At 60.5% G+C, this 24765-nt stretch carries 21 protein-coding genes; 13 read left to right on the forward strand and 8 right to left on the reverse strand.

What is annotated here, in order from left to right; all coding sequences use genetic code 11:
* Positions 1-86: 86 nt before the first annotated feature.
* The 3 genes from TU74_RS23810 to TU74_RS21355 form a co-directional block, all read right to left on the reverse strand.
* The gene (locus TU74_RS23810) at positions 87-272 is read right to left on the reverse strand and encodes an HdeA/HdeB family chaperone (RefSeq protein WP_082149923.1); all 186 of its coding nucleotides are present in this window, start codon (positions 270-272) and stop codon (positions 87-89) included.
* A 319-nt stretch (positions 273-591) separates the two neighbouring features.
* Complete coding sequence (locus TU74_RS21350) at positions 592-1629, reverse strand: zinc-dependent alcohol dehydrogenase family protein (protein WP_048377612.1); 1038 nt, start codon at positions 1627-1629, stop codon at positions 592-594.
* Positions 1630-1778: 149 nt separating this feature from the next.
* Positions 1779-2126: a hypothetical protein gene (locus TU74_RS21355; RefSeq protein WP_047274697.1), complete on the reverse strand. Its 348-nt coding sequence runs from the start codon at positions 2124-2126 to the stop codon at positions 1779-1781.
* A 203-nt stretch (positions 2127-2329) separates the two neighbouring features.
* On the opposite strand from TU74_RS21355, the gene TU74_RS21360 reads away from it, so the two are divergent.
* Positions 2330-4105 carry a sensor domain-containing phosphodiesterase gene (locus TU74_RS21360; RefSeq protein WP_047282427.1) on the forward strand — a complete coding sequence of 592 codons (1776 nt, stop codon included), beginning with the start codon at positions 2330-2332 and terminating at the stop codon, positions 4103-4105.
* Positions 4106-4183: 78 nt separating this feature from the next.
* Here TU74_RS21360 and TU74_RS21365 read toward each other — a convergent pair whose 3' ends face one another.
* Positions 4184-6238, reverse strand: a complete 2055-nt coding sequence (locus TU74_RS21365) for a c-type cytochrome (RefSeq protein ID WP_048377613.1) — start codon at positions 6236-6238, stop codon at positions 4184-4186.
* Positions 6239-6517: 279 nt separating this feature from the next.
* On the opposite strand from TU74_RS21365, the gene TU74_RS21370 reads away from it, so the two are divergent.
* Positions 6518-7513, forward strand: coding sequence for a GlxA family transcriptional regulator (locus TU74_RS21370; protein WP_048377614.1), 996 nt, complete (start codon positions 6518-6520; stop codon positions 7511-7513).
* A 40-nt stretch (positions 7514-7553) separates the two neighbouring features.
* Here the strand turns inward: TU74_RS21370 and TU74_RS21375 are convergent, their stop codons facing one another.
* Together TU74_RS21375 and TU74_RS21380 are read right to left on the reverse strand one after the other, a co-directional pair.
* Positions 7554-8900: an MFS transporter gene (locus TU74_RS21375; RefSeq protein ID WP_048377615.1), complete on the reverse strand. Its 1347-nt coding sequence runs from the start codon at positions 8898-8900 to the stop codon at positions 7554-7556.
* Between the two features lie 201 nt (positions 8901-9101).
* Complete coding sequence (locus TU74_RS21380; RefSeq protein ID WP_048377616.1) at positions 9102-10313, reverse strand: M24 family metallopeptidase; 1212 nt, start codon at positions 10311-10313, stop codon at positions 9102-9104.
* Positions 10314-10540: 227 nt separating this feature from the next.
* Between TU74_RS21380 and TU74_RS21385 the strand changes: the two genes are divergently transcribed.
* The 6 genes from TU74_RS21385 to TU74_RS21410 all read left to right on the forward strand — a co-directional run bounded on the left by TU74_RS21385 (position 10541) and on the right by TU74_RS21410 (position 17870).
* Positions 10541-11239 carry a response regulator transcription factor gene (locus tag TU74_RS21385; RefSeq protein WP_047274703.1) on the forward strand — a complete coding sequence of 233 codons (699 nt, stop codon included), beginning with the start codon at positions 10541-10543 and terminating at the stop codon, positions 11237-11239.
* Positions 11239-12582 carry a HAMP domain-containing sensor histidine kinase gene (locus TU74_RS21390; protein WP_047282431.1) on the forward strand — a complete coding sequence of 448 codons (1344 nt, stop codon included), beginning with the start codon at positions 11239-11241 and terminating at the stop codon, positions 12580-12582. The genes TU74_RS21385 and TU74_RS21390 overlap by 1 nt, the downstream gene beginning before the upstream one ends.
* A 180-nt stretch (positions 12583-12762) precedes the next feature.
* On the forward strand, positions 12763-15009 hold the full coding sequence (locus TU74_RS21395) for a TonB-dependent siderophore receptor (RefSeq protein ID WP_048377617.1): 2247 nt from the start codon (positions 12763-12765) through the stop codon (positions 15007-15009).
* An 18-nt stretch (positions 15010-15027) separates the two neighbouring features.
* Entirely contained in the window at positions 15028-15927 is a 900-nt protein-coding gene (locus TU74_RS21400; protein WP_048377618.1) for an alpha/beta hydrolase, read from the forward strand.
* Between the two features lie 127 nt (positions 15928-16054).
* Entirely contained in the window at positions 16055-17308 is a 1254-nt protein-coding gene (locus TU74_RS21405; protein WP_048377619.1) for a ferredoxin reductase family protein, read from the forward strand.
* Between the two features lie 118 nt (positions 17309-17426).
* The gene (locus tag TU74_RS21410; protein WP_048377620.1) at positions 17427-17870 is read left to right on the forward strand and encodes a YqaA family protein; all 444 of its coding nucleotides are present in this window, start codon (positions 17427-17429) and stop codon (positions 17868-17870) included.
* A gap of 108 nt (positions 17871-17978) precedes the next feature.
* Here the strand turns inward: TU74_RS21410 and TU74_RS21415 are convergent, their stop codons facing one another.
* Together TU74_RS21415 and nikR are read right to left on the reverse strand one after the other, a co-directional pair.
* Positions 17979-18995 (reverse strand): metallophosphoesterase, encoded by a 1017-nt coding sequence (locus TU74_RS21415; RefSeq protein WP_241485596.1) that lies wholly within the window; start codon positions 18993-18995, stop codon positions 17979-17981.
* Between the two features lie 260 nt (positions 18996-19255).
* On the reverse strand, positions 19256-19678 hold the full coding sequence (gene nikR, locus TU74_RS21420; protein ID WP_047274710.1) for a nickel-responsive transcriptional regulator NikR: 423 nt from the start codon (positions 19676-19678) through the stop codon (positions 19256-19258).
* 89 nt (positions 19679-19767) lie between these two features.
* On the opposite strand from nikR, the gene nikA reads away from it, so the two are divergent.
* From nikA to TU74_RS21445, 5 genes are read left to right on the forward strand one after another with little or no spacing between them, the layout of a single operon-like run.
* Complete coding sequence (nikA, locus tag TU74_RS21425; protein ID WP_048377621.1) at positions 19768-21342, forward strand: nickel ABC transporter substrate-binding protein; 1575 nt, start codon at positions 19768-19770, stop codon at positions 21340-21342.
* Positions 21343-21345: 3 nt separating this feature from the next.
* The gene (gene nikB / locus TU74_RS21430; RefSeq protein ID WP_047274712.1) at positions 21346-22287 is read left to right on the forward strand and encodes a nickel ABC transporter permease subunit NikB; all 942 of its coding nucleotides are present in this window, start codon (positions 21346-21348) and stop codon (positions 22285-22287) included.
* The gene (gene nikC / locus TU74_RS21435; protein WP_048377622.1) at positions 22284-23132 is read left to right on the forward strand and encodes a nickel ABC transporter permease subunit NikC; all 849 of its coding nucleotides are present in this window, start codon (positions 22284-22286) and stop codon (positions 23130-23132) included. Before nikB ends, nikC begins: the two co-directional genes overlap by 4 nt.
* On the forward strand, positions 23129-23902 hold the full coding sequence (locus tag TU74_RS21440; protein ID WP_048377623.1) for an ATP-binding cassette domain-containing protein: 774 nt from the start codon (positions 23129-23131) through the stop codon (positions 23900-23902). Before nikC ends, TU74_RS21440 begins: the two co-directional genes overlap by 4 nt.
* A complete protein-coding gene (locus tag TU74_RS21445) occupies positions 23899-24735 on the forward strand; it encodes an ATP-binding cassette domain-containing protein (protein ID WP_048377624.1) in 837 nt (278 codons plus the stop codon). The genes TU74_RS21440 and TU74_RS21445 overlap by 4 nt, the downstream gene beginning before the upstream one ends.
* Positions 24736-24765 lie beyond the last annotated feature (30 nt).

Here is a 24765-nt window from a genome sequence, read left to right on the forward strand (position 1 = left end):
AGATATCTGCAACCAGATCCCAGGCTGCGTCGGGGAGTTCATACCGCTTTGCCATCTTGGCCTCCTGGCTTTAATGGCGGTGTATTTTACAGAAAATCGTATTTCTTGGGTTTACGTACAGAGCCTACGGCTGTAGGTCGGAAGCTATCATCCACGGCCAGGAAACTTTCACACGTCCACTGAGATACTGGTTGCTTGGTATCCGCAGCCTGCGCGAGCGTGGAAAGTGCAACCAGACTTGCTGTACCCAGAATCAGAAGGTGCTTTTTCATATGAATATTTCCCTATTATCAAAAATGGCAATGACGTGAGTTCCGCCGCAAGGAACATAGTTGCGGTTGGCGAACCTGTCAAAAAAACCAAGGCATGATGAATAAAAAATAACATTAGATAGAAAAATATAATTTAATTAAATCAATGACTTGTGAATTCAAAATCCACAGCTTTTGTCAGGCACCCATCCCCGGGACACTTGTTTTTTATATACGCGCACAACGGCGGGTGTGAGCCTGCTTTATACACACTCACACCCTTGTCGCCTGCAAATCAACCGTACGGCTCTATAACGGTCGCTGATGTTTAAAAGATCTTTTATTGCGAAAGAATTACTTTCATGGCTTTTTCCTTGGCGGCGTTGCCGAACACTTCATAGGCCTGAAGAATGTCGTTAAGTGCAAAACGGTGCGTAATCAACTTCCCCGCGTCTACTTTTCCCGATTGCACGGTCTTCATTAGCATCAGCGTGGTGTTGGTATTAACCAGCCCCGTTGAAATATTGATGTTCTGAATCCACAACTTCTCAAGGTGCAACTCGACACTCTTGCCATGCACACCGACGTTGGCAATATTGCCGCCCGGTGCGATCACTGACTGGCATGTGTCGAACGAGGCCGGGATGCCCACCGCCTCAATGGCGACATCCACCCCCACCCCGCCGGTCAATTCAAAAATCCGCTCAACGGCATTTTCGGTCTTGATGTCGATAACATGCGTCGCACCGAACCGCTTGGCCACTTCCAGGCGGTTGCTGTCGCCGTCGACCATAATCAGTTGCCCTGGGGAGTAGAACTGAGCCGTCAATAACGCAGCCATGCCCACTGGGCCCGCCCCGACAATCACCACGCTGTCGCCCGGTTTGACCTTGCCAGCGAGCACGCCGATTTCAAAGCCGGTCGGCAGGATGTCACTCAACATCACCAGCGCTTGTTCATCCGCGCCCGCAGGTACGGGATACAGGCTGTTATCGGCATGGGGGATTCGCACGTATTCGGCCTGCGTGCCGTCGATCAGGTGCCCGAGGATCCAGCCACCGTCCGCGCAGTGGGAATACATCTGGCGCCGGCAGTTGGGGCAACTGCCGCAGGACGTCACACAGGAAATCAACACATGATCGCCGGGTTTAAAATTACGGATCGCCGGGCCAACGGCTTCCACCACCCCGACCCCTTCATGCCCGAGCACGCGACCGGGCGTGACGGCCGGCACGTCGCCTTTGAGGATGTGCAGGTCGGTGCCGCAAATGGTGGTGTGCAGGATTCGCACGATGGCGTCGGTGGGTTTATCGATGACGGGCTTAGGGATGTCGGCCCATGCTTTTTCGCCGGGCCCTTGGTAGGTGAGCGCTTTCATGGTGGCTTTCCTTTATCCGGATTGAAATCTGCCGGGCCGGTCATGGCTGACACCCTGACCGGCCACTCACATGTCATGCGGACCAGTAAAGCAGTGTTTGGCGTAAATGCCCTTGCCACAGGTCAAATAACCGCGTGGCGAGCCCAGGATCAGGGTTTGGCCGAAACCGAGAAGTCTGTTTCGCCCTTGGCATCGGCGCGCAGGTCGACGGTGAAGGCCTTGGAGACGCCGCAACCGGTCACGTTCCAGATTTCATTGGCGCGCTCCACTGCCCCGGAGGGCAGCTGACTGATTCCGGCAATCGACGTACTCACGGAATCAATGCGGCGGCATTGGGTCATCGCGGCGAACAACATCTCGACGTTTTTCATCACGTCCTGTCGCAGCAGCGGATCGGTGACCGATTGCCCGGCAAATTGAGGGTGATGGGCGCAGCCGGTTAAGGCGGCCGCCACTACAGCACAGCTAAAAAGGGCGATGCGATGTTTGACCTGCATATTCACTCCTTGAAACGGCCCGGGGCCTTATCTCTGGTCATCATTGGACAGGGTTAACTGAGTGGCCTGTATACATCCCTGGATAAAAAACAGCCACCCCTCGGTTTTTAGCGCATCGGCTTCGCACGCAAAGCCATCGCATTTTCTCAACGCGGGCGGTAATTTGTGAGCTGTGTCAGGACAACGTAGGACAGGGTGAAAAAATGGATGAGAATGCGTCCCCGCAGGCGTATGAAACCAAGCGGCTCGAACGGGTCGCTGAATTCTGTCCCCCTGACCAGGAGGGCGATGAAGCGTTCGAAAAAATAGTCGCCATGACGGCCGCGTATTTCGACGCGCCCATCGCCTTAATCTCAATTGTCGAAGCGCAACGGCAATGGTTCCGAGCACAGGTCGGGCTCGACACCCGTGAAACCTCGCGCGACCTGTCGTTCTGCGCCCACACGCTGACAGAGAATGGCCTGTTCGAAGTACTCGACGCCGCTCAGGATCCGCGCTTCAAAGACAGCGAGCTTGTGTGTGGCAGCCCTTACATCCGTTATTACGCCAGTGCGCCATTAAGAACCGCTGACGGGTTCAACCTGGGCAGCCTTTGCATTATTGATACCCGCCCCCGCCCCCCCATGAGCGCGCGTGACGGTGCGATGCTGGTGAATTTTGCTGAACTCGCCATGATGCGCATTTCGGGCGTTCGCTCACGCAACTTCGTGGACCAACCCACAGGGCTCTTCAACAGGCTGCGTTTTGAAGAAGACATTCGAATCACCCTGCTCAATGGCAAAAAGAGCCTGGTTTACTGCGTCGATGTCATTGCGCCTCAAGCCCTGAATGATGTGGTCAAAGCGCTGGGTTGTAGCTTTGCCCAAGACCTGATTCTCGCCATCAAGGCCCGGCTGCAGACCCTGATTCCCAGCGGCCGCTTGCTGTACAAAGTCAGTCCGACGCGATTCGGTTTTATCCTTGACGAACACGATGCGATTGACAGCGTGTGTCAAAAAATAATCGACGACTTCAAAACCCCTGTGGAATGCCAGCACATCCCCATCCCGATGCAAATCGGCGTGGGCGTACTGCCCGTGCTAGAGGCTTCGCAGAAAGATCAGGACTGGCTGCGCCTGGTGGTCAGTGCCGCTGACGCTGCCCGGGACCAGAATGTGGGCTGGGCCTGCTATGAGCCTCAACTCGACGCAGCCCAACAGCGGGCCTTCATGCTCCTGAGCGCGCTCCATGACGCCCTCACCCGCGGGCATCAACTGAGCCTGGTGTATCAACCGAAAGTCAAACTGCCGGAATTGACCTGTGAAAGCGTGGAAGCACTGATTCGCTGGAATCACCCGACCCTGGGCGTCATCAGCCCTGCCGAGTTCATTCCTCTGGCCGAAAAAACCGCACTGATGCAATCCATAACGTTTTGGGTTCTGGACGCCCTGGTCGAACAGGCCCGGGCATGGACTGCGCAAGGCGTTCGCCTGCGCATTGCCATGAACGTGACGGTCAACGACTTACAGGATTCGCGGTTTGTCGACGCGATTGAGGCCCACATCCAGGCCCGGCGCCTTGATCCTCAAATGCTCGAACTGGAGCTGACTGAAAGCATCTTGATGTCCAAGCCGGTGTCTGTCCTGCACGAGCTGGAACGCGCCCGGCGTTTAGGCCTGCACATCGCCATTGATGACTTTGGGACGGGCTACAGTAATTGGGCTTATCTGCGAAAACTGCCCGCCCAGACCGTCAAACTGGATCAATCGCTGGTGCGCACCCTGGAAACCAGCGCGCAAGACCGACGGCTGGTGAAAACCCTGATCGAGTTAGCCAAAGGTTTGAACTATCACGTGGTCGCTGAAGGGGTGGAGAACAACGAAATCCTGCGTTTGATCACCGAATGGGGCTGTTCGCAGGCGCAGGGTTTTCTGATTACCCGGCCGCTGGAGGACAAAGCGCTGACAACGTGGTTAGCGGACGGCGGGTTCAAGGGATAAACCTGCCGTGCTGGATGAATGAGTGATTGCCTATGGTCCGCTCAGGCCCCTCTCCTTTCGCGAGAGGGGTATCAGGGCTTAATACCGCGCATCCGCCGGCTTGCCACCGTTAGGCCAATCCTTGACCTTGTCCGGAAAATCCGGCCGCGGCTGGTGCGAGAAGTACTCAGCCACATCCACCGCATCTTGATCCGACAACCCGCCTTGCCCCAACGGGAAGCGTTCATGGAACCCGATCGGCATGTTGCGTTTGACGAACGCCGCAGCGGTGTACGTGCGCGCCATGCCTGCGCCGATGTTGAACGATTCTTCGCCCCACAACGGCGGGAAGATGAAGTGCCCGTCAGCGTGTTTCAAACCTTGCCCCTGATCGCCGTGGCACACCGCGCATTGCTGGGCGTAGACCGCCTGGCCGTTGGCGGAATCAGGCTTGATGGCCGGATCCACCTTGCCCACCCCTCGCCCTGCCACTTTATCGCCGGGCACCGTGTTCATTTTCATCCAGTCAAAGTACGCCACCATCGCCTGCATGTCGGGCGATGCCACGAGCAGCGGCTTGCCGTCCATGGAGCGACGGAAACAGCCATTGATGCGGTCTTCGAGGGTGATCTGTTTCCCCGCCCGGGGCGCATAACTGGGGAAGAACGCTGAGACGCCAATAAACGGTGAGCCGTCTGCCACTGTGCCCGCGTTCAAATGGCAGCTGGTGCAGTTCAGCGCATTGCCCACGTTGTCCGGCAGCAAGGCTTTGGTTTGCAGGTGCAGGCGCATGCCGCGCACCACTTGATCGGCATTCGAGGCCGTCAGCAGATTGGCCAGACGCGGCGTGACGAAGGCCGAGGAGTCCGTGGTGTCAGGGTTCAGCTGCTTGCGCAGGCTGGCCACTTGCGCGGGGTTGATCGGCGGTGCGTCGTTGCCCCAGCTGCTGCGAACAAAACTCAGGATCTCAGCGATTTCATCATCGGCCAGCCGGGCAAAACCGGGCATGGTCCAGACCCTTGGATGCGTTGCGGTCTCTGCGGTTTGCCAGCCGGTCAGGGTGATGTGCAACAAGGAGGTCGGGTTGGCGGCGGTGATGCCGGGGTTGCCGTTGAGGGGCGGGAACATGCCTTTGACCCCGCCGCCGTCCGGGCGATGGCAGTCCGCGCAAAACTGCGTGTAACCGAGACCGCCACGGGTGGTGAACAACGTATCGGGTGCTTTGGCGGGCTCGATGGCCACTGCCGGCATGGGCAGGTCATCCTTGCCGGCGGGCAACGACTTGAGGTAACTGGCGATCGCTGTCAGGTCCGCATCGGTGAAATGCTGGGTGCTGTGGTGGATCACGTCGGCCATGTTGCCCGACACCGTGGCAAAACGATTTTGGCCGGTCTTGAGGAGTTGAACGGTGTCTTCCACGGTCCACAGATTACGCAAGCTCAAGGCTCGCCACGCTTCAACCGTCTCTCCCGCCAGGTAATGCTTGCCACTGCTGCCCGCATCGCTGAGGGCTTTTTCCTGAAAGGCCAGCCCACGCGGCGTGTGACACGATCCGCAATGCCCCAACCCTTGCACCAGGTAGGCACCGCGATTGAGCACCTCGCTTCTGGACGGGTCAGGCGTGAAGGGTTGGTTGTCGACGAACATCCAGTTCCACAGCGTCAGGCCCCAGCGCTGGTTGAACGGGAAGCTCATTTCAGCCTCCAGATTCACCTGCTTGACCGGTGCCACGCCCTGCATCAGGTACGCGTACAACGCGCGCATGTCATCATCAGTCATCTTGGCGTAAGACGGGTACGGCATGGCCGGGTAGAGATTCTCGCCTGCCGGGGTCACGCCTTCACGCATCACTTTGTCGAACTGTTCAAAGCTGTACTGACCGATTCCGGTCTCGGGGTCCGGCGTGATGTTGCTGGAATAGATCGTGCCCATGGGCGTGTTTAATTCCAGCCCGCCAGCCATGACGGCCCCGCCCTTGGCGGTGTGGCAGGCAATACAGTCACCGAGCTGCGCCACGTACAGGCCGCGCTGCACCACATCGGCGTCGGGTTGCTGACCAGGATCAGTTGCCGGTTCCGGCTCGCTGGCCCAGGTGTGACAGGCGTAAAGAAACGTCAGGCCGACAGTGGCCAGACGCGCAAACTTGAAAATCATGGCGATATTCCTTTAAGGCACCGGCCTGGGGTGGTCCCCTCGGCGCGGGCCGTGCTCGTTTTTTGTTATGAACTCCTCACACTGATCTTGTAACCGCTTTTGCCCCTGGCGCCCTTGACCCGGATCATGCAGGCGCCCTGGCATGAGCATTGCTTCGTTGCTGGTCACTGCGCCCTGCTTGCAGCGTCATCCGGCCCCCCCGACCCAGGCCAATGCGCTGCCAGGCGCGCGTTAACCCCGACGCTAGACGCGTCCTGGATCGTGAAGAGGAAACGCCAGATGGCAAGGTCTGCAGCAGCTCCGGCGGTCAGTCATGCGCCCATCAAAACCGTGGGTTTACTGGTGATACCAAACTTCACCACCATTGGTTTTGCGTCCACGATCGAAACCCTGCGCATGGCCAACATGGCCGCGCGCCGGGAGATGTTTCGAACCCTCATCATTGGTCCCAGTCTGGAGCCGGTGACCGCCAGCAATGGCATGCGCATTCTGCCGGACTGCGCCATGCAAGACGCCCCTAAGCTGGACATCCTGCTGGTGGTGGGCGCCAACCCGATCGTCTCGCACCTCAGCAGCCGCCCACTGCTCAACTGGCTGCGCAAACTGGCGCATGAGCGGGTGGCGTTGGGCGGCATTTGCACGGGCAGTTACTGGCTGGCCCGCGCGGGGTTGCTCAAGGGGTATCGCTGCACCATTCATTGGGAAGACATTGAAACCCTCAAGGACCACTTCCCGGAGATCATCATCTCCCATCAATTGTTCGAACTGGATCGCGACCGCTACACCTGCTCGGGGGGTGTCGCGTCGATGGACATGACCCTGCAATTGATCGCCCGCGAACCCGGCGGCCGAGAGATTGCCGCCCACGCCGCAGAGTTGCTGCTGTGTGATCGGGCCCGCAGTGCCCAGGAGCAACAGCGTGTGCCGTTGCGCCAGAAGCTGGGGACCTCGCAACCCAAGCTCAGTCAGGTGGTGGCGATCATGGAAGCCAATCTGGAAGAACCGGTGAGCCTGGAAGAACTGGCGCGGTTCAACGACGTGTCGGTACGCCAGCTGGAACGCCTGTTTCACAAGCATTTGCAACGCACACCCAGCCAGTACTACCTGGAGTTGCGCCTGGCACGGGCGCGCGGCCTGTTGTTGCGTAGCGAATCGCCAGTGCGCGACATCGCCCTGGCCTGCGGTTTTGTGTCGGCTGCGCACTTCTCCAAGTGCTACAGCCGGCTGTTTGGCGTGTCACCGATGGGTGATCGCAAGCACATAGCCTTGCATTGAGGGTCACACCACCCCGAGCGCGCGCACGCGCTCGGGGTGTTCAGTCTTGCAGGGTTTTATGGGCGGTTTCGCGGCTGGCCAGCATCGCCACTAACGCGACGGCAGCCGCCGCCAGCAGATACCAGGCCGGGGCCATTTTGTTGCCCGTCATGTGAATCAGCCAGGTCGCAATGAACGGGGCCGTGTCGCCAAACAGCGCATTGGCAATGTTGAAGCTGAAGGCAAAGCCACTGAAGCGCACGCGGGTGGGGAAAATTTCCGCCAAAAAACATGGCAAGGTGCCGTCGTTCATGGCGAGGATGGCGCCAAAGGCTATCTGGATCATCAGAATCACGACCAGCGAGCGGTTGCCCAACAGACCGAAGAGCGGCAACGTCAGCCCCAGGAACAACACGGACGCCAAAAGCAGCATGGTCTTGCGACCGTAACGGTCCGATAGTTTGCCCATCAGGAAGATCAGCCCGATGTAGGTCGCCAGTGACACCGTGGAGGCGATAAACGAATCACCCTCGCTCATGCCCATTTCCGTGGACAGGTATGTCGGCATGTAACTGAGCAGCAAGTAGAACGCCGCGGCATTGAGGCAGGTTGCACCAATACCGATCAGCACGCTGCGACGGTGCACCGTCAGCAACTCGCGAATCGGCGCTGGCGTGGCGCATTCCTTGGCTTCCAGACGCTGTTCCATATCCAGAAACTTGGGTGAATCCTGCAAACTCATGCGGATATAGCGCCCCACCAGCCCAAACGGCGCGGCCAGCAAAAACGGCAAGCGCCAGCCCCATTCGTGCAGGGTCTCGACCGTCATCCATGCATGCAACGCCGCCACGAACACAGCCCCGAACAGCAACCCGACGGCCGTGCTGGCAGGCACGAGACTGGTGTAGAAACCCCGCTTACCTTCAGGGGCATACTCCGCCAGAAACGCCGATGCCCCCGCGTATTCACCCGACGCCGAAAATCCCTGCACCAGGCGGATTAACAACAGCAGCGCCGGAGCCCACACGCCGATCTGGTCATAACCGGGCAGGATGCCAATGCAAAACGTGGACACGGTCATGATTAAAATCGACCAGGACAACGCACTGCGGCGCCCGTATTTATCGCCAAAATGCCCCCAGTCCAGACCGCCAACCGGTCGTACGACAAACGACAGCGCAAACACCGCGAACGTGGCCAACAGGCCGGTCGCGGCATCGGTTTGCGGGAAGAACGTCAGGGCAATGATGGTGGCCAGATAACCGTAGGCCGCGTAGTCGAACCACTCGACAAAGTTGCCCATGAAACTGGCCGTGGCGGCACGGCGCAGGGCTTTACGCTCGCTGCTCAGTTCGAGCTGCTGTTGGGCCGTGAGCGGCACGGCAAGGCTTGCGCTCGGGATACTCATCGAGCACCTCCAGTGAGTGAGGTGCGTGGGTCAAAGGCTTGGCGAAACATCGGGACACAGGACATGACAACTACCCTCATTCTGGTTGTTCTTGGCAGGGGTAATGGGTCAAAACGCACTGCGCGTCTGGGCGCGCATGTGCAGGTGCAACATCACGGCCTGGCGCCGCTGCCAAAGCCTCATGGCAGCGGCGCCAGGTGTTTAACGCTGGATAATGTTGTGCTGCGGGCCGTACGGGAAGTGCGTAATGTTCTCGGCGCCCTCCTCGGTGACAATCAGGATGTCGTGCTCACGATACCCTCCGGCGCCCGGCCGGCCTTGCGGGATCATGATCATCGGCTCGATGGACACCACCATCCCCGGCTCCAGTACGGTGTCGATATCCTCTCGCAGTTCCAGCCCGGCCTCGCGCCCGTAGTAGTGGCTCAAGGTGCCGAACGAGTGGCCATAGCCAAACGTGCGGTATTGGAGCAAATCGTGTTCCAGAAAAATCGCGTTGAGCTGCTGCGCGATGTCGCAGCAACGCATGCCCGGCTTGATCAGTTTGAGGCCGGCCTCGTGAACCTTGACGTTGACCTCCCACAAACGCAGGTGCTCGTCGGAGCAATGGTCCAGAAACAGCGTGCGCTCCAGCGCCGTGTAATACCCGGCAATCATCGGAAAGCAATTGAGGCTCAGGATGTCGCCCCGATTGACCTTGCGGGCAGTCACCGGGTTGTGTGCGCCGTCGGTGTTGAGGCCGGACTGGAACCAGGTCCAGGTGTCCATCAGCTCGGCGTCCGGGAACGTGCGGGCGATTTCGCGCACCATGGCCTGGGTCGCGTGCAACGCCACTTCGTACTCCGGCACCTGATCGCGAAGCGCTTCGACCACCGCGGCGCCACCGATGTCGGCAATGCGTGCGCCCTGACGGATGATCGCGTGTTCTTCGGCCGACTTGATCATGCGCATCTTCATGCAGGGCGCGGCAATGTCCACCCATTCGGCGTCCGGGTAGCGGCTCACCAGCTTGTCGCGACTAAGCAGATTGAGGTGATCGAACTCGATGCCGACGCGCCCCGCCCGAGGCAGCGCCTGCTGGATCGCGACGAAGAAATTGTCGCGCTGCCAATCGGTGTACACGATGTTTTCGGTGCCCACGGTACGCCGCCATGGCTGGCCACCGTCAATGTTGGCGCTGATGGTCACCACCTTGTCTTGGGTGACCACCAGCCCATAATGACGGCCGAAGGCGCAATACAGAAAGTCGCTGTAGTAATTGATGTTGTGGTACGAGGTAAACACCGCCGCGTCGATGCCGTGGCGGGCCATGTAGGCCCGCAGCTTGGCCTGACGGTTCGCATACTCCTGAGCAGAGAAAGTCGGTGTGACTTTTTCGCCGTTCTTGATCTGAAGGGTCTTGGGCATGTGCATGGCATTTACCTGTGTCTGCGTCGATGATCAGAAGCCGCCAGCGGGCGGGTCGTTGAGGATCATTCGAACAGAAGCCGCCGCGTTGTTTTTGTGCGAATCCGACCTGTACTTGGCCAGATCCGCTGTAACGCGGTGCCGTGTCGCAGGCGCTTGAACCAGATAGCAATTGCACAGCATCCCCGTAGGTGGGATAGTCGCGAATGTTAAACGTTCTCAATCAGTGCCTTATGCGAACCTCCCCTCACCTGTTGCTTGTCGAAGACGATTTCCGCTTACGCCACGACCTTGAACGGCACTTGGTGCAACGAGGATTTACCGTCACCACCTGTGTCGATGGCACCCAAGGGCTTGAGGCCCTGTGCGCTCAATCATTTGATCTGGTGCTGCTGGACATCTTGTTGCCCGGCATGGATGGCCTGAGCCTGCTCGAAGCCCTGCGCCTGCAACAAACGGTGCCGGTGATGCTGATGTCGGCGCTGGGCAACGAGCAAGACCGCATCAGCGGGTTTACCCGGGGGGCCGATGATTACCTGCCCAAACCTTTCAGCCTGGCGGAGCTCGATGCACGCACCGACGCGCTGCTGCGGCGCATGTCCATGCTCACGCAAGCGCCCGTGCCGACTCGCCACAGTGCCCTGAGCTACGATGACGCCGCACAAGATGTACTGCACGACGGTCTCCGGGCCGGGCTCACGGGGTCGGAGTTCCGCCTGCTGGTGACCTTGCGCGAACAGGCCGGGCAGGCTTTGAGCAAAGCCTTTTTGTACCAGCACGTATTGCACCGCATCTACACGCGACTGGATCGCGGTCTGGATGTGCATGTGTGCAACCTGCGGCGCAAACTGGCGGCCATTGGCGTGCACCATGTGCAGATACAATCGGTGCGCAGCCAGGGCTACATTCTGGTCGAGTCGGACCCCGCCTGATGCGTCGTCACCCGCTGCTGTGGAAGTTGGCGTTGTTACAAGTCAGCTTTTGCCTGTTGTTGACCTGGTTTATCTGGATCTGGGGCCTGTCGGCCGAACGCAGCACGTATTTCCTGTCGCCCCAAGAGCGCGCGTATTTGCAGGCGTATGCCCGGCAGGCGCAGGACACTTGGCGCGAGCACGGCAGCGAGGGACTCGAACGCTTCACCGAACGCTTGTCCGCCCGTGAACAGACGTGGGTCGCGGTACTCGGTCCGCAGCTCGAAAGTCTCAGCCGCACGCCCATCACGCCTGCGCATTACCAGCAACTGACGTTCATGCGCAAACTCGACTGGCCCATGAGTCGACGCCTGATGGATGAGTTGCCTTACGTGAGCATCCCGTTCCCGGACCATCCGGAACAGGGGCAACTGGTGCTTCAACTGCCCGAGCGTCTGCTGCCCAACGGCTTGACCGCCTGGACCCACGTCTTCAGCCACGGCGTCATGCCGACCCTGCTCGCGGCCCTGCTTGGCCTGGTGCTGTATCGACATTTAGTGGTGCCACTCAATCGACTGCGTGATCGCGCCGACGCATTGCGCGCCGACGACCTGGACAGCGAAGCGCCGCTGCCCCTGATCCACCGCCGCGACGAACTGGGCGAATTGGCGCACGCCTTTGAACACATGGCCAGCCGCTTGCGCAACAGCCTCAACCAGCAACGCTTGTTGCTGCGCACCCTGTCTCACGAACTGCGTACCCCGCTGGCACGCTTGCGCATCGCCCATGATAGCCAACTGCCGCCCCAGCAATTGCGCCAACGGCTGGACCGCGAAATCGATGACATGCAGCGGTTGCTCGAAGACACCCTCAACCTCGCCTGGCTCGACACCGAACGCCCGCAGCTGGCTCGAGAACCCGTGTTGGTGCTGTCGGTGTGGGAAGCCCTGCGCGAAGACGCCTGTTTTGAAAGCCAGTGGCCCGCTGAACGCCTGCCCTGCCTGCTGGGCACTGACTGTTGCGTCAACGTTAACCTCGACAGCTTGGCCCAAGCGCTGGAAAACCTGCTGCGCAACGCCATTCGCTATTCACCGTTGCAAGGCACGGTGACGCTGAGCGGCTGGCGTGAAGGCGATGCGTGGCATTTGTGCCTGAAAGATGAAGGCCCCGGCGTGGCCCCTGAAGACCTTGACACCCTGTTTGTACCCTATCAGCGCCTGCCCGACTGCATAGGCGAAGGGTTCGGGCTGGGGCTGGCCATTGCCCAGCGGGCCATCGAACTGCAACAAGGCCGGTTGTGGGCCACCAATGGCCATCCCGGTTTGTGCATGCACCTGTTGCTGCCGGCTGCGCTGAATGAGTGAACCGTTGCCAGAGTGGACTCATCAGTCAAATGCCTCGGACATCGGATGGTACGCAGGGTGCAAGAGCAGCAGCCAGCCCCCATGGCGCGCAAGTGTTTAGAAAGTTAATGCGCTTTACTCTCAATTAGCATTCATTATCATTCGTGATCTTCTTGTATCAGGCTGTCTCGGAGATCGTTGATGTCGTTACGTGTGTTGCGCCCTATCGCCCCTTTTGTGTTGTCCGGTTGCTGGTTGTTGAGCGCCGCGGTGCAGGCTGCCAATGAGGATGAAGTCACCTCCGCGCCCGCGCTGGAGCTGGGCAATACCCATGTGGTGGCCACCGCGCAGGAAGAAACCAGGCAGGCCCCCGGCGTGTCAGTGATCACGGCTGAAGACATCAAGAAGCGGCCCCCGGCCAACGACCTGTCGCAGATCATCCGCACGATGCCCGGCGTCAACCTCACGGGGAATTCCACCAGCGGCCAGCGCGGCAATAACCGGCAGATCGACATTCGCGGCATGGGCCCGGAGAACACGCTGATTCTGGTGGACGGCAAGCCAGTCAACAGCCGCAATTCCGTTCGCTATGGCTGGCGTGGTGAGCGGGACAGCCGTGGCGATACCAACTGGGTGCCTGCCGATCAAGTGGAACGCATCGAGGTGTTGCGCGGTCCGGCGGCGGCCCGGTATGGCAACGGCGCTGCCGGTGGCGTGGTGAATATCATCACCAAACAGGCCGGGGCCCAAACCCATGGTGATGTGACGGTGTACAGCAGCTTCCCCCAACACAAGGATGAAGGCGCCACAAAGCGCATGAACTTCGGCCTCAATGGCCCGCTGACCGAGAACCTCAGTTACCGCGTGTACGGCAACATCGCCAAGACCAATCCGGATGACTGGGACATCAACGCCGGCCACGAATCCGTGCGTACTGGCAATCAGGTCGGCACGTTGCCCGCAGGCCGCGAAGGCGTGCGCAACAAAGACGTCAACGGTCTGTTGAGTTGGCGCATGACCCCCGAGCAGACCCTCGATGTCGAAGCGGGCTTCAGCCGCCAGGGCAACCTCTACACCGGCGATACGCAGAACACCAACAGCAACGCCACGGTGAAGAAGATGCTCGGTCATGAGACCAATCGCACCTACCGCGAAACCTATGCCTTGACCCATCGCGGCGAGTGGGATTTTGGCAGCAGCATGGCGTTCATCCAGTACGAAAAAACCCGAAACTCGCGCCTCAATGAAGGGCTGGCCGGGGGGACTGAAGGGATTTTCAGCGACACCCATTTCTACACCGCGGTGCTGCGTGATCTGACGGCCCACGCCGAGGTCAACCTGCCGTTGCAGGCCGGGCTCGACCAGACCCTGACCCTGGGCACCGAGTGGACCGAACAAAAGCTCGATGACCCGAGTGCCACGACTCAAACCACCAGTGAAGGCGGTTCGGTGGGCGGCCTGAGCAGCAGCAACCGCAGTACCGCGTCGTCGGCGCGTATTTTCTCGCTGTTTGCCGAAGACAATATCGAGCTGTTCCCCGGCACCATGCTCACCCCTGGGCTGCGGCTGGATCACCATAACGTCGTGGGGGACAACTGGAGCCCGTCGCTGAACCTGTCCCACGCGCTGACCGACACCCTGACGCTCAAGGCCGGTATCGCCCGCGCCTACAAAGCACCGAACCTGTACCAGCTCAACCCCGATTACTTGCTGTACAGCCGTGGCCAGGGTTGCTACGGCCAAAGCACCAGTTGCTACTTGCAGGGCAACGCCGACCTCAAGGCCGAAACCAGCGTCAACAAGGAACTGGGCATCGAGTACACCGACAACGGCGTGGTCGCGGGGCTGACCTATTTTCGCAATGACTACAAAAACAAGATCGAGTCAGGCCTGAGCCCGATTGGCCAGGCCACAGGCGGCAGCGGTTCGTACGCCAATGCCGCCATCTACCAGTGGGAAAACGTGCCCAAGGCACTGGTCGAAGGCCTCGAAGGCACGCTGACATTGCCGCTGGCTGAACAACTGACGTGGACCAATAACTTCACCTACATGCTGCAATCGAAGAACAAACAGACCGGTGACTACCTGTCCGTCACGCCCCGCTACACCTTGAATTCGATGCTGGACTGGCAAACCACTGAGGACCTGTCGCTGCAACTGAGCGTGGCCTGGTACGGCAAACAAACGCCGAAAAAATATGATTATCACGGCGACCGCGTCACCGGCACCGCCAACAACCAGCTCTCGCCCTACGCCATCGCCGGTTTAAGTGGCACCTACGCGATTACCCGCAACCTGAGTGTGACCGCGGGCGTGGAGAACCTGTTTGACAAGCGCCTGTACCGCGAAGGCAACGCCCAGGGCGTCAACAACATCGAAGGCGCAGGCGCAGCCACCTACAACGAGCCGGGGCGCACACTCTACACCAGCCTGACCGCTTCGTTCTGACCCTGACGAGACAGCCCGATGAAACACCTCACACGCCCTCTGGTGCTGCTGCTTGCCCTCGTCTTGCCGGGGTACGCGGCGCACGCACGGCCAGCGCCTGACCAGCCCATGGACACCCGACTGCTGCAACGCACCGACTTGGCATACCGCTTCAGTCGCTTGTTGATTAACTCGGCGGACGGTCAGCGGCATTACCAGTTGTGGATCGGTCGCCCTGTGGCCCCTGCGCCCAAGGGCGGTTTCCCGGTGCTGTGGATGCTCGACGGTAACGCTGCGGTCGGTGCGCTGGATGCCGAACTGCTGAGCCAATTGGCCCATGGTAAGGCGCCACTGCTGGTGGCCGTGGGTTACGACACGCCGTTGCGCATCGAGCGCACCGCCCGTACCTATGACTACACACCGCCGCGCGCCGGGCTCACAGTCCAGACCGACCCGCTGACCGGACAGCCCAGTGGCGGTGCCGACGTGTTCCTTGACCTGTTGCGTGATCGTCTGCTGCCTGCGGTGGCTGCCAAGGCGCCGATCAACCGTGAACAACAAGCCTTGTGGGGCCACTCCTACGGCGGCTTGCTGGTGTTGCACGCCCTGCGCACCCGCCCTGGCGAGTTTGCTGACTATGCGGCGGCCAGCCCTTCACTCTGGTGGGGGGACGGCATCGTGGCCAAACAGCTGAACGACTTGAAAACCCGCAAAACGGACCCTAAAACCCGGTTGCTGTTGATGCGCGGCACGGATGAACCCGGCAATCCGCGAGGGCCGGTCGTTGGCCCGCCGGACCGGCTGATGCAGCAGTTGACCACGGATATGCAGGGCGTTGCAGGGCTGAGTGTGGACTATCACCCGTTCACCGGCATGAGCCACGGCCAGACCCTGCCAGCCTCGCTGCGCTATGTGATGCACCGGTTGTATATCGAGTAATCGCTGGCGACCTGACCGGGATCACAGGTTGTTTTCGCGATTCCCGATAAACTCCGGCCCCCCTGAAACCCCAAGGAGGGCCGGTCTTCAGTCTCACCCACAACGGATTGATGAATGGAGTAAACCCGTGAAGAACTGGCACTGCCTCGTCGGTATCTTGCTGATTACAACACTGACACTGCTGCTGGAAATCCCCGCCGACACTTGGCTCACTTCCGCCACCCTGAGCTTGATTCTCGGGACCACGGCGCTGGCCTACATGGCCGTTTCCTGCCTGTTGGCCAGCCGCCGGCGAGTCGTTGAACACCTGTTCGGCGGCCTCGACCGCGTCTATGACACCCACAAATGGCTGGGGATCTGGGCGCTGGTGTTCGCCTCCTACCACTTGGTGTTCAAGGCCAACCTCGATGTGTGGAACAGCGTGCCCATCATGGAGTTGTCCAAATACTGGACACGCATGGTGCGCCAGTTGAGCTATGTGGCACTGGGCATGATTGTGCTGCTCGCCCTGAACCGCAACATCCCCTACAGCGTTTGGCGCTGGTGGCACAAGTTGTCCGGCCCGCTGTTTCTGATTGTCATCCTGCACTGGCTGAGCTTCAAATCCCCCATCACCCTGTTCAGCCCGGCAGGCATCTGGCTCAGCGTACTCTGCGCCCTTGGCGTGGTGGCGGCGCTCTACAAACTACTGCTCTACCCCTTTGTCGCCCGTGCCGGTGAATACCGGGTAATCGAGGTGAGCAGCGAGAAAGCGGCGTTGCACCTGACCTTCGCTCCGATAGGCAAAGGCTTTGACTTCAAGGCCGGTCAGTTTGCGTTTTTGTCCTTCAAGGAAAAGGGCCTGCGTGAGCCCCACCCGTTCACCATTGCCTGTGCCCACCGCGAAAACGGACAGCTTGAATTTGTGATCCGGGCCTTGGGGGACTACACCAAAACACTGCGTGAGCGCGTCAAGGTCGGCATGGTGGCCGACATCTACGCGCCCTACGGCCACTTCAAACGCCCGAGCGGCGCGGCAAAAGAGATCTGGATTGGTGCTGGGGTCGGCATTTCGCCTTTTATCGCCTGGCTGCAAGACCCCTTGGGTGAGCGGTTCGACAAAGCGACCCTGATCTACTGCTTCAACCCCGCCCGCGGCTTCCCGCCGGCCGAACAATTGCAGGGCGTGGCCGAACAACGGGGGGTGCAGTTCATGGCCAATAGCGGCGGGACTGCGCAATTGGCAGATCACTTGCGTCAGCTGTTGACCCACACCGCACCTGAGTCTGTGCACATCAGCTTCTGCGGACCTAAGGGGCTGCTGCAACGGGTGCGTGAACTGATGCGCGAACACGGTGTGCCTGCGCAGAACCTGCACGTGGAACTGTTCGAGTTTCGCTGAGTGTGGCGAGACCGTGGGCTCTGCGCAGGCAGCGCCTTTTTTGTAGGCACCGCGTGGCGATTGATGCTAAAAAGCCGCCCTCCGCTATCCCGTGCATAGCGTCCAGAGCCACGCTCACGTGTTTGAAATCACCAGTTACATCGGGCTGTTCCTCGCCGCATTGGGCGCGGCATCGTTATTGCCCCTGCAATCTGAAGCGGTGCTGGTGGGGATGCTGCTGTCTGCCCCGTACAGTGTGACGTTGCTGTTGCTTGTGGCCACCGCTGGCAATGTCTTGAGCTCGGTCTTGAATTGGCTGTTGGGGCGCTCGGTCGAGCGCTTTCGTGACAAACGCTGGTTTCCTGTGAGCGCGGCCAAACTGGAGCGAGCGCAGCGGTTTTACTTGCGTTATGGGCACTGGTCGCTGCTGTTGAGCTGGGTGCCGGTCATTGGCGACCCCTTGACGCTGATCGCCGGGGTGATGCGCGAACCGCTGTGGCGCTTTGTGCTGATTGTGACGCTGGCCAAAGGGGCGCGCTATGCACTGTTAACCGCCCTCACGCTGGGGTGGATCAACGCTTGACGTGAGGCGAACGCAAGGTAATCAGCGTGATTTCTGCCGGGCGGCCCAAGCGAATCGGGAAGCCGTTCCACAACCCGGTGCCATTACTGACATAAAGCTGCATGCCCTCTACGTCATAAAGCCCCAGACAAACCCCTGATTGGCCCATTGCGCGAGCAGGTGCGGTCCCCAGATTTGACCGCCATGGGTGTGACCCGACAGTTGCAGGTCAACGCCCTGCCGGGCGTTGGCCACGGCACCAATCGGGCGATGGCTCAGCAGTATCACCGGCGCCTGTTCGGGAGCATCACGCAACGCCCCTGCCACGTCGGGCAACGGCAGGCGCAGCGGTGAAGCCGCCTTGTCAGTGATACCGGCAAGCACCAGTTGGCGACCGTTATGGCTCACCAGCACGTGACGGTTGAGCAACATCTGCACCCCCAACTGCTCGAACACCGGCAACCAGTGCACATAGTCGACGTAATACTCGTGGTTGCCCGGGATGGCGAACACCCCATAGCGGGCACGCAACTGTTGCAGCGGTTTCACATCATCGGCGCGGGCATACGGGGTGCCGTCCACCAGGTCGCCGGTGATCAGGGTCACATCCGGTTGCAGGGCATTGGTTTTATCGACCACTGCCTGCATCCAGGGCGCTTGCAACAGTCGGCTGGCGTGCAGGTCGGTCAATTGCACCAGGCGCAAGCCATCCATTTCCGGGGGCAGATGCGCCAGGGTGATGTCCATCGTTTTCACATCCGGCACGCGGATCGCTTGCCACACGCCCAGCAGTGCCAAGCCGACGCTAACGATGCCCAACGCGGCATTCAGGCGTCGATTGCGCCACAGCGCGCGCCCCTGCGCACGTGACACCAGCCACATCAACAGGCCAATTCCGTCGCGCACCAACAGCAGCAGCGCCAGCACGATCAGGCTGCCAAACGCCCAACCCAATGCCATCAGCACCTCGCCGGGTATCTCAGGCGAAGCCATGCTGCCAAACCTGATTCGGGTGATCAGATGATGCTCGGCCACCAGCAACAGCAGCACGCCCAACACGCATTTGCTTGGCGTGCTGACCCGCATTGGCCAGATGAAACGTGCGATGACATACAACGCGATCAGTGCCGTAACCCCATGAAACATGCGTTATTCCTTGTCAAATTTCAGTGTGCGATCGCGATACTTTAGACCACCCCCTGTGATGGTATGTGTCTATACCTTTACGCTTCCAACTGAATGGGAGCGCAAGCGCAGTCGGACACGAAACCCTCCTGCTGACTAATGGTCTGCCTCGGTTGTTTTTTTTAAGTGCACCGCCGCTTGCCTGTGAAACGCAGGTTTTGGACGAGCTCAGGTATCTCCGACCTTGGAGAGGTGTACCTACCTCCAATCAACCCGCAGTTTTAATGCGAATGCCCGCCTTCGTCCGTGGGCAACGGGATGATCTGTGCAGCGCCATGCCGCACCCCGCGTTCGGCCATCACCTGGCGCGTCAGTGCGGTGACGTGTTTGATCGAGCCCTTGAGTACCGACACTTCCATGCATTTGCCCTGATCGAGGTGCACGTGCAGGGTCGACAAGGTCAGGTCGTGATGTTCGTGAAAGGCACTGTTCAATCGTTTGGACAGCTCGCGGGTGCCATGGTCGTACACGTAACTCAGGGTAGCCACGCAGGTGTCGTCGGGGTTTGCCGCCTCCGGCTCCAGCAGTCCGGCGCGTAATAAATCCCGAATCGCCTCCGATCGCCCTTGATAACCATGGGTGGTGACGCGCTCATCAATAACCGCCAACAAGGCGTCGTCCAGGGAGATGGTGACTCTTTGCATGGATCTTGCCTCGCGTTTATGAACTTTTCACATAGACTTCATACCCATTGCATGAAATCCAAAATGCCATCATTAGAGGGAGCGCCAGTTTGAAGCAGCCGTCGATGAAAAAGAAGCTTGGCCTGTGGCTACTCGGATGCTGCCTCTCAAGCGGCATCGCACCCAGCTACGCTGCGGACGATGCGCCGACGCTGACTTACTCCTGGCCCACCAATGCAGGGCCGCTTGACCCACGAGGGTACTCGCCCAATCAGATGTACGCTCAGGCCATGGTCTATGAGCCGCTGGTGCGTTACACCCGGTCGGGGCAGCTGGAACCGTGGCTTGCCACGCACTGGACGGTGTCTGCCGACGGCAAGACGTACACCTTCACCCTGCGCGAAGGCGTGACTTTCAGTGATGGCAGCCCGTTCACTGCCGCGGCCGCCAAAGCCAACGTCGACGCAGTGCTGGCCAATGCCAAACGCCATCAGTGGATGGAACTGGTGAGCACCCTTGATCGCGTCGAGGCCCCGGACGCGCGCACGTTGGTGCTGGTCCTCAAGCACCCTTATTACCCAACCTTGATGGAACTGGCCCAGGTGCGTCCGCTGCGTTTTGGTGCGCCCAACGCCCAAAAAGGGGCACCTGTGGGCACCGGCCCGTGGAAACTGGTCGAGACCCGACGCGGCGAATACGACCGGTTTGCCCGTAATGACCAGTATTGGGGTGATAAACCTGCTTACGGCTCTGTGTTGGTGAACGTCATTTCTGACCCCGACAGCCGCGCCATCGCCTTGCAAACCGGTGTCATCGACCTGATCCAAGGCGCCGATGGCGAGATTTCGTCCGGCACCTTCGTGCGTTTGCGGGACGCCGGGTTCAAAACCGCGCTCTCGACGCCTTTGGCCACCCGGCTGGTCGCGATGAATACTGCGCGCGTGCCGACCAACGAGTTGGCCGTTCGCCAGGCGATCAACCAGGCCGTGGACAAGGACACCCTGATCGCCAAGGTGCTGTACGGGCTTGAACCGCGTGCCGATGCGCTGTTTTCCAACAACCTGCCGTACACCGACCTGGGCCTTAAAGCGCTGGGTTTCGACCGGCAACAAGCCCGCGAGCGTTTGCAAACCGCAGGCTGGACGCTACCGCCAGGCAAAACCATACGGGAAAAAGACGGCCAGCCGCTGAGCGTGGAGTTGGTATTTCTGGGCACCAGCGCGTTGCAAAAAAGCCTGGCCGAGATCATTCAGGGTGAACTGGCCAAGGTCGGGATGCAGGTGCAATTACGCGCCGAAGAAGACGGCGCATTGGTGCAGCGGCAACGTGAAGGCCGCTTCGGCATGATTTTCGCCGACACCTGGGGCGCGCCGTATGACCCGCATTCGTTTGTCAGTTCGATGCGCTATGCCGGCCATGCCGATTACATGGCCCAGCGCGGCTTGCCGATGAAAGACGCCATCGACCGAAAAATTGCTCAGGTACTGGGTGAGACCCGCGAAAAACAACGTGCCGAAGGTTATCGCGACATCCTCACCACGCTCCACGAGCAGGCGGTGTATTTGCCGATTTCCTACCTCACGGCCATCAGTGTGAGCCGCCCCACGGTCGACAATGTGCAGTTTGGCAGCACGCTGTTTGACATGCCGTTCGATGTCATGCGTCCAGCCAGCGGGAAGCCTTGAACCATGTTGCGATATATCGCGTTACGTCTGATCTTGCTGGTTCCGGTGCTGCTGGGGGTGTCGCTGATTGTGTTCCTCCTCTTGCACATGGGCAACGGCGACCCGGCGCTGGACTACCTGCGCCTGTCACAAATCCCGCCCACGGATAGCGCACTGGTCGAAGCGCGACAGGCGCTCGGGCTGGATCGCCCGTTGCCTGAGCAATACCTGAGCTGGGTATGGAACGCGCTGCATCTGGACTTCGGCGTGTCGTATATCACCGGCCGGCCGGTGCTGGATGACGTGCTCTACTACCTGCCCGCCACCCTGCAATTGGGCGCTCTGGCGCTGCTGGTCACACTGGCGCTGAGCATTCCTTTGGGGCTGGCCGCCGCCCGCTGGCAGGGCAAATGGCCCGATCACGTGGTGCGCTTCGTGACCTTTATCGGCGTGTCGATGCCCAATTTCTGGCTGGCATTCTTGCTGATTGCCCTGCTCTCGCTGTGGCTCGGCTGGCTACCGCCTATGGGCCGCGGCGGCCCGGCGCACCTTGTCATGCCGGTACTGGCGATTGCGCTGATGTCGATGTCAATCAACGCCCGTCTGTTGCGCGCCAGCCTGCTGGACGTGCGGCAACACCGCCATGTGTTTTATGCCCGTGCCCGCGGCCTGAATGAGCGCCGGGTGTGGCGTGATCACATACTGCGCAACGCGTGGATGCCGCTGGTCACCGCCACCGGCATGCACATCGGCGAACTGCTCGGTGGCGCACTGGTGATTGAAACGATCTTTGCCTGGCCCGGCGTCGGCCGCTTCGCCGTGAGCGCCGTGCTTAACCGCGACTTCCCGGTGATGCAGTGCTTCACCTTGCTGCTGACCACATTGTTGGTGCTGTGCAATCTGGTGGTGGATATCTGTTATGCGTGGCTCGACCCGCGCACACGCTTAGCGGGGGTGATGGCATGACGGCGATAGCGGCAACAACCCTGCCCCGCCCCCGGCGCGGGCTGCACGTGGGGCTGGCACTGGTCGCGCTGCTATTGCTCATGGCGCTGCTCGGTCCCTGGCTGTCGCCTTACGACCCGACGCTGGTCAACCTCGACGACCGCCTGCTGCCTGCCAGCTCGGCTCACTGGCTGGGCACCGATCATCTGGGGCGCGACGTGTTCTCGCGCTTGATCGTCGGCACCCGGCTGTCGTTGGGCAGCGTGGTGCTGACCCTCGGGCTGGTATTGATTCTCGGCGTGGTGATCGGCGGCATTGCGGGGGTGATCGGCGGCAAGCTGGACATGTTCCTCATGCGCCTGTGCGACATGTTCCTGACCTTTCCGACGCTGGTGCTGGCGTTCTTTCTGATCGCCGTGCTTGGCACCGGGCTGACCAACGTCATCATTGCCATCGCCCTGTCGCACTGGGCGTGGTATGCGCGGATGGTGCGCGGCATGGTGATCGCCCAGCGCAATCGCGACTACGTCCTGGCCTCGCGGCTGGCCGGTGCCTCGCGCCTGACCCGCTTGCGCCAGCACATCATGCCCAACGTGGTCGGGCAGTTACTGGTACTGGCCTCGATGGACATCGGGCACATGATGCTGCACGTGTCCGGGTTGTCCTTCCTTGGCCTGGGGGTGAGCCCGCCGACCCCTGAATGGGGCGTCATGATCAATGATTCCAAGGAGTTCATCTGGACTCACCCGCAACTGCTGCTGTGGCCGGGGCTGATGATTTTCCTCGCGGTGATGGCGTTCAACCTGTTGGGCGATGCCTTGCGCGATCGCCTCGACCCCAGCGTGCTGGCGGAGATCAAGGAATGAAGGACACATTGACACTGCAAGGGCTGACCCTCCGTCATCAGCAGCGCACGCTGGTGGACGGGATCGATCTGACCCTCAGCGCAGGCAGTATTCATGGGCTGGTAGGGGGCAGCGGCTCGGGCAAGTCGCTGACCTGTGCCGGGATCCTCGACCTGCTGCCACCCGGCGTGCAGCGCAGCGCGGGCATATTGCACCTGGACGGCCACCGCGTAGAACCGGCCCGACTGCGCGGGCGGGACGTGGCGCTGGTGGTGCAGAACCCGCGCAGTGCGTTCAACCCGGTGCGTTCATTACGCCACCATGCGCTGGAAACCCTCGACACCCGCCATGTACGCGGCAGCGAAGCGCACCGCCTGATCCTCGACACCGTGCGCGAAGTGGGGCTCGAAGACGCCGATCGTGTGCTGGATTCGTTTGCCTTTCAGCTCAGCGGCGGCATGTTGCAACGCATGATGATTGCCCTGGCGCTGCTGGCCGACAGCCGTTTCTTGCTGGCCGACGAGCCCACCAGCGATCTGGACGTGGTGGCGCAGGCACGTTTTCTCGACCTGCTGGAGCGGCTGGTAGTCGATCGCAACCTCGGCGTGTTGCTGGTCACCCACGACATGGGCGTGGTGGCGCGCAGTTGCGATCAGGTCAGCGTCATGGCCCACGGCCGAATCGTCGAACAGGTCGATGTGCACCGCTTGTTCGAATCCCCCCACAGCCCTGAAGCGCAGACGTTGCTGGCCGCGCACCGCACCTTGACCAGGGAGGCCTACGCGCCATGAGTTTTCTCCAGATACGCGACGTCAGCCACGGCTATACAGCGGGCGGCCTGTTCAGCAAACGGCATCGGGTTGACGTGTTACGCAGGCTGAACCTTGAGTTGATTGAAGGGCAGAACCTCGGTTTGTTGGGCAGCAGTGGCAGCGGCAAAAGCACCCTCGCCCGCCTGCTCATGGGGCTGGAAAGCCCTGACCAGGGGACGGTCACATTCCGTTCAGCGCCGCTCACCGGCCCCGGCAAAGGGTTTTTGCAACAGGTGCAAATGGTGTTTCAGGACGCCCTCAGTGCCTTCAACCCGCAACGCAGCATCGCCTGGAGCATTGCCGAGCCCTTGCGGCATTTGGCGGGCATGGGTGAAGTGGCGTGCAAGGCACGGGTAGAGCAGTTGCTGCGTCAGGTCAAACTGCTGCCTTGTGACGGCGACAAAATCCCCACGCAACTCAGTGGTGGCCAGTTGCAGCGCGCCGGGATTGCCCGGGCGCTGTCAGTGGCGCCCAAACTGATCATCCTTGACGAAGCCCTGTCCAACCTCGACCGCGTCTTACAGGTGCAAATCCTGGAACTGCTGGCGGACATCCGCCGCGAATCGGGCACCGGTTTTGTGCTGATTACCCATGACTTGAGCCTGATCAAGCATTTCTGCCAGCGCGTGGTGGTGCTGGCAGAAGGCACGTTAGTGGAAGACCGTGAAGTCACGCCGCACCTGTATTTTGAACACCCGGCGGCGGCACAGCTGCAAGCTGCGGTTTTACCCGCCCGGCCCCGGCGTGCGCAGCCCGGCCCGGCCGCACCGCACCGCTCCCCCACGACCACCGTTGACGAGCGTCAGGCGTGAAGCCCCACTACAGGGGCGTGTGCGGCTCGC

This window comes from Pseudomonas lundensis (assembly GCF_001042985.1).
GTDB lineage: Bacteria > Pseudomonadota > Gammaproteobacteria > Pseudomonadales > Pseudomonadaceae > Aquipseudomonas > Aquipseudomonas lundensis.